This is a genomic window from Limnospira sp., from assembly GCF_051859755.1.
GTDB lineage: Bacteria > Cyanobacteriota > Cyanobacteriia > Cyanobacteriales > Microcoleaceae > Limnospira > Limnospira fusiformis.
In genome coordinates this window covers 1-2,091 of record NZ_JBIMLI010000293.1, presented here as the reverse complement: position 1 = coordinate 2,091, position 2,091 = coordinate 1, and the positions used below count along the sequence as shown (strand labels likewise).

General features: G+C 45.2%; 2 protein-coding genes and 1 pseudogene. All 3 read right to left on the bottom strand.

Going from position 1 to position 2,091, the window contains the following annotated elements; all coding sequences use genetic code 11:
- Positions 1-161: 161 nt before the first annotated feature.
- A complete protein-coding gene (locus tag ACTIE0_RS24010; protein ID WP_006621304.1) occupies positions 162-626 on the bottom strand; it encodes an AAA family ATPase in 465 nt (154 codons plus the stop codon).
- A gap of 86 nt (positions 627-712) precedes the next feature.
- On the bottom strand, positions 713-2,008 hold the full coding sequence (locus ACTIE0_RS24005) for a glucose-1-phosphate adenylyltransferase (protein WP_035759831.1): 1,296 nt from the start codon (positions 2,006-2,008) through the stop codon (positions 713-715).
- An 18-nt stretch (positions 2,009-2,026) separates the two neighbouring features.
- A pseudogene (locus ACTIE0_RS24000) lies at positions 2,027-2,091 on the bottom strand (zinc ribbon domain-containing protein); the annotation flags it as partial.

Genomic DNA, 2,091 nt, shown 5'->3' with positions numbered 1-2,091 from the left:
AGATGCGAATGGCGCACGTAATATAATGTTACGTGCTTTGAGGGATTCCTCCTTTACTGTCAGCAATGATGGTATTGCTATAGTTACAGTCCGAGCATGGTCAATCAATGTTCAGGAATGTTCAGCTTAAATGAATCAGGATGCTAGGAAAAGCAGCATATTTATATATTTTGAATCTCAAGGAGGCGATCGAACCCATCACTAAGAGTAGGAGGCGCGTCAGTAAGTTGGCGATACATTTGGAGAATCACCCCTTCAGGAACTTGACGCGATCGCCTTTCATTGCGTGCTAGACAGACCTCCAGGGGAGTATTAACCCATAATCCGACCACGGACTGAAAACCAAAACCACGGACCTGAGCAATTAAATCTCGGCGGCGACGGCGTTGAACATTAGTTGCATCATAAATAACATCAACCATATCAGCAACGGCCTGTTGAAGTTCCCCGCGAACCTGAGCCCAGATTGACAACCAAGGTCCTTGAATACTCTCATCACCAAATAAGCGTTGGCGAATTCTATCAGTGGAGACCCAGCGCTGAAAGTGCGACCCTTGAGATAACCTTTCAGCAATAAAGGACTTCCCACTAGCAGGAAGCCCTATAATCAAGACAATTTTAGACATGGACTAGGGCAGATTGTTTATATGATAGGAAGGTTAAAATAGCCTCCTTTCCCTTAGTCAACCATAGAACTACCCAAAAGGTAAACCTAAATAATTGTCCCATCTGGAATCACGGCATTTTTCAAAATTACGGTTATTCCACCGCGAATGTAGAAGCCATCCTCTTCCCGTTCTGCTTCCTGAACATGGTCCTTGTTGATAATCTGGACATGGCGACCAATGCGAGCATTTTTATCGACAATAGCCCGGCGGATAGTAGTGTTGTTACCGATACCGATAGGAACGCTACCTTTTTCTAAACCATATTGACGTTCAGCAAAAGGTTGATAGAAATCTGACCCCATTAACATGGTGTCTTCAACGAGACTACCGGACTCGACACGAGAGCGCAACCCCAGCACAGAATGATCAATGCGACATTCCTTGAGAATGCAACCCTCAGCAATAATAGATTCAGTGATCTGACAGTCCAGCATCTTGGATGGTGGTAAGTAGCGGGAACGGGTATAAATAGGAGCGTTCTCGTCGTAGAAACTAAAAGCAGGTTGTGGCTGTTGAGTCAAAGCCAAGTTAGCTTCAAAAAAGGCCTCAATAGTTCCGATATCTTCCCAGTAATCGTTAAACAGATAGGCTTGAACATTATGATCCTTAGCGGCACCAGGAATCACTTCCTTACCAAAATCGGTTTGATCTGGGGCATCCTTGAGTAGTTTAAATAAAACATCCTTTTTAAAAACGTAGATGCCCATAGAAGCGATGTAAGGCGACTCGGCAGCCTCTTCGGGGGATAACCCCAAACTGCTGGTATCCACTGCCATTTGTTTTAGGGCTTCTCCCTTGGGTTTTTCGCTGAAATCGATAATCCGACCAGTGCTTTCGTCAATCTTCATCAAACCGAAAGCAGAAGCCCGTTTTTCGTCTACGGGTAAAACTGATAGGGTGATGTCTGCCCCTGTGTCGATATGACGTTGGACAAAATCCCGATAGTCCATGCGGTACAGGTGGTCACCGGACAGAATTAGGAAATGTTCAACATCCCATTCTTCCATGAGCCATAGATATTGGCGCACTGCATCAGCAGTTCCCTGAAACCATTGGGGGTTAGTCACACTGGTTTGTTGTGCGGCGAGGACTTCCGCAAAGCCATCTGTAAAGCCAGAAAAGTTGTAGGTTCGGGCAATATGACGGTTAAGGGATGCTGAGTTAAACTGGGTCAGGATATAGATTTTCAGAATTTCTGAGTTTATACAGTTACTGATCGGAATATCGATCAAACGGTACTTACCGGCTAAAGGAACAGCGGGTTTGGCTCGCATTTTGGTTAGGGGGTACAAACGGGTGCCCGCACCGCCACCTAGAATTACTGCTAATACTTGTTTCACTTCAATTACCTGATACATTTACGCGACATTTTTCCGGTTGTTCCCGGACAATGCGACGATAGCACTATTACCCGTTAAGGTAA

Coding starts and splice junctions, on each gene's coding strand:
- ACTIE0_RS24010 (WP_006621304.1), bottom strand. CDS start 626: ATGTCTAAAATTGTCTTGATTATAGGGCTTCCTGCTAGTGGGAAGTCC.